General features: G+C 50.0%; 4 protein-coding genes and 1 tRNA gene. 3 read left to right on the top strand and 2 right to left on the bottom strand.

Annotation, left to right across the window (positions count from 1 at the left end):
• Window positions 1-333: 333 nt before the first annotated feature.
• Both EKM70_RS06500 and EKM70_RS06505 read right to left on the bottom strand, forming a co-directional pair.
• Window positions 334-405 (bottom strand) — tRNA-Arg (locus EKM70_RS06500).
• 45 nt (window positions 406-450) lie between these two features.
• Window positions 451-777 carry a peptidase dimerization domain-containing protein gene (locus tag EKM70_RS06505; RefSeq protein ID WP_125546317.1) on the bottom strand — a complete coding sequence of 109 codons (327 nt, stop codon included), beginning with the start codon at window positions 775-777 and terminating at the stop codon, window positions 451-453.
• 137 nt (window positions 778-914) lie between these two features.
• Between EKM70_RS06505 and EKM70_RS06510 the strand changes: the two genes are divergently transcribed.
• The 3 genes from EKM70_RS06510 (at window position 915) to EKM70_RS06520 (ending at window position 2,841) form a co-directional block, all read left to right on the top strand.
• The gene (locus EKM70_RS06510) at window positions 915-1,370 is read left to right on the top strand and encodes a MarR family winged helix-turn-helix transcriptional regulator (protein ID WP_125546319.1); all 456 of its coding nucleotides are present in this window, start codon (window positions 915-917) and stop codon (window positions 1,368-1,370) included.
• Between the two features lie 28 nt (window positions 1,371-1,398).
• Window positions 1,399-2,049, top strand: coding sequence for an NAD(P)H-hydrate epimerase (locus EKM70_RS06515; RefSeq protein ID WP_191985889.1), 651 nt, complete (start codon window positions 1,399-1,401; stop codon window positions 2,047-2,049).
• A gap of 222 nt (window positions 2,050-2,271) precedes the next feature.
• A complete protein-coding gene (locus tag EKM70_RS06520) occupies window positions 2,272-2,841 on the top strand; it encodes a M15 family metallopeptidase (protein ID WP_125546323.1) in 570 nt (189 codons plus the stop codon).
• The last annotated feature ends 610 nt before the right edge of the window (window positions 2,842-3,451 follow it).

Here is a 3,451-nt window from a genome sequence, read left to right on the forward strand (position 1 = left end):
GTGCTAGTGCGCCACGTTGAAAACGTGATAAAGTAGATGTACCCAAAGTAATCACTCCCTATATTGGTTGGAATTAGCTACTACCATTGTAAGTGATTGCTTTGGGCTTTTTAATTTCTGTTCGGATTAATTATAGAATTTGCCGGTTCAAATTATATCAACCCTAAAGTTGGCGTGACTGGTGCCGATTATGTTTCACCCGCTAATGAAAAAATTGCTACTGATTACATTAAAGGACTGTACTAAAAAGAAGCTACTGTAAAAGTAGCTTCTTTTTAGTACAGTCGATGCACGTCACATCAACAACTCTATTCAGTTCATCTAACCTCATATTGCGCCCCCCGAGAGTCGAACTCGGATCATGAGGACCGAAATCTCATGTGCTATCCATTACACTAAGGGCGCACAACATCTTCATTCTAGTACAAAATTTATAAAATGGCCACTTTCTTAGCGAGCGCCGGCAGCCTTAATGGCCGCTTGCTCCAGATCGGTAGCCGTCTGATCGGCATCCTTTCGGAAATCCGTAATGAATGTCGCACTCTGGGGCTGAACCGTGGCAGTTTGATCGCCATTGATGTCAGTCACGATCAAGGATTCTCCCTGCCAGGTCGCCGTGTCATAGTGGCCATCTTCGATCTGGTCCAGGTAAGCCTGGAAGGTATCCAATACGGCTTGATGGATAATTTGGTCTTCACTCCAGGTCTCCCCTTGTTGCTTCAGTTGTAGCTGACGCATTTGGACTTCATCCATATCAGTTGGAATTTGAATGTACATGTATAATGCCTCCCATAAATTAGGTTTACTGCTATTCTAGCACTTCTTTACCCCAGATAAGTGGCTGACCTCATCCCCATTGACAATCTGGTGTAAACTAAGAGTAAGCAACATAACGACGACTGAGGAGGTGGCTCATGGAAGACTCGATACTAGACTTTACCACGAATTTGGCCATCCTCCACCGGCAATTTCAGCGGGCGATGAACCAGATTCTAGAAGCCGATGCCATGCCGGTAAATATCACCGAATTCTATTTGTTAGTTCTCGTTTCCGAAACCAGCCAGTTAAATCAACGCAAGGCCGCTTGGACCATGGCAGTCGACGAAGGTCTGATGGCCCGCATGGTTCAACACCTGGTTAAATTGTCCCTGATTGAAAAGGAAACTGACCCCAAGGACCGTCGTAACCGCCGACTGACCCTCACTGCGGCTGGTCAGGATCTAGTTACGCAGGCCATTGCCGTTTTACATGATTGGTGGCAACAGGTGACCCCAAATGCCGACTTTGACTACGCCAGCATTACCACCCAACTCCAATTTCTCTCGAGTCGGGTCCTACAATCCGGTCCGGTCACTGAACAACACTCATAAGTTCTCATACCCACCTAAGGAGGGATCAATGATGAGTAAAGCCATTACCATTGCCGAAGCCCAACGTTACGACGCGCACACGACCAACGAGATCGGTATTCCCGCGTTGGTTCTCATGGAGCGCGCCGCCTTGGCAACGTTCAATAACATTTTAAATGATGATTTCGATCTAAGCCGTGTCGTTGTCGTCGCCGCCGTTGGTAACAATGGTGGTGACGGCATCGCGGTCGCCCGCCTCTTACACATTCGCGGCATCGACGTTGAGGTTTACCTACTGGGTGACCCCGACAAAGCGACCCCTCAGACCCAACAACAGCTTAAGATTGCCAACTACTACCACATTCCATTTACGACTGACCTGAACCATGTGGTCAACGCCACCGTCATCATCGACGCTATCTTCGGGGTTGGCCTCTCCCGTGAAATTCACGGGAAGTTCGCTGATGCCATCAATGCCATTAATGCTGCGGACGCCAAAACCATTGCTATCGACGTGCCTTCGGGTATCAACGCCGACACCGGTGAAGTCATGGGCGTCGCAGTCGTCGCCGACAGCACGGTCACCATGGCTTATAACAAGATTGGCCTGTTGACCGCTACCGGCAAGCGCCACTGTGGGACCGTCCACGTCGCCGATATTGGGATTTACGCTCAGGATCGCCTCGAGCACGCCCGGTAATCACTTAGTAATGCAACGACCCTAACCCCACCTAATCACTCCAGGTGAGCCTTGAAATTACGTTAAACTAGTCTGTGCGAAAGCTGAGTGACTTTCGTGTTTCTTGACGGGGAGTCCGATAAATATCGGACTTCTTTTTTTGCGTCCAAACGGTAAGCCCTTTCACAAGCTTTTCGTTGATGAACCCGGTATACTGAGCCTAATTCTTATTGGAGGTGCCCCATGTCTCAACTCGAAACTGGTTTTAGCAATATTCAAGCGCTGGATCCCAGCATCCAAGTCGACCTGCGCTACGCCACCACAAACAACTTTACCAGCCAAATTGTCTACGACTTCACCACTGCCATCGCTCGTACCGGTACGGCTAAGAAGCTCGCGGCCGCCAGTGCTCAGCTCCGTGAACAGGGTTATCGGCTCAAGGTCTGGGATGCCTACCGTCCCGTAACGGCCCAGGAACGCCTCTTTGAAGTCTATCCGGACCCGGCTTTTGTCGCGAAACCCAATCCCAATTTCTCACATCAGAAGGGGGTCACCTTTGACCTCACACTCTGTGATTTAGACGGCAACGAACTCGAAATGCAAACCCCGTTCGATGATTTCACAGCAGCGGCCCATCGCGATGCCCCACGCACGGCCATTCAGGAACGACACTATCGTATTCTGAATGACGCTATGACCGGGGCTGGCTTCGTGGGCTACAGTAATGAGTGGTGGGACTACCGCGACAGCCAGATGGACGACTACGGCCCCTTGGCGGCAAATCCTAACGACTACCAGATTGTATCGGAGTGATAGAAAATAACCGGCCGCCTGCGGCTGCCAGGGAATACGCCTGCTGTGGGGACGCTTCAGCCCTCTGGGCTTCTCGCTCGATTTGAAGCCGCGAAGATCACGCATCTTCAAAGTCGCCCGTCCTGTAAGGCCGAGAAAAACACTCGGTCTAACAGTACCGCCACGGCCGGCTCCATCCCTGACCTCCTCCGGCTAGACTTGTCTTTGAAAGTAACCTGATTGGCTTAATTCCAAACATCGTCCATGTGCCATCAGCTAAGTAACAGCCAATCCACTCGCAATATTTCCGAACATGACGGAACGTGAGCCGTACTGAATCTCAAAGTTTATCAACAAGAATCCATATAACTGTATATAAATAGGTGTTGAACGATTATCTTAAAGATAACTGTTTGACACCTGTTTTAGTTTGCCATTCTGGCTTATTGACTAGGTAACCGAATGAATCAGAATCACACCACCTGATGACCCGAACCAGTATCAGCCGTAGGGCTGGTGAAAATGAGCCCAGCCGTGGGAATTCCCTTAGCGATGGGCTGTATCGCTTAGGGAATTGCTAGGTTTGAGACTCGCAGAGGCTCGAACCTAAGCGTGGAGATCGCCCTTCGGC

The organism is Levilactobacillus lindianensis, from assembly GCF_003946095.1.
Classification (GTDB): Bacteria; Bacillota; Bacilli; order Lactobacillales; family Lactobacillaceae; genus Levilactobacillus; species Levilactobacillus lindianensis.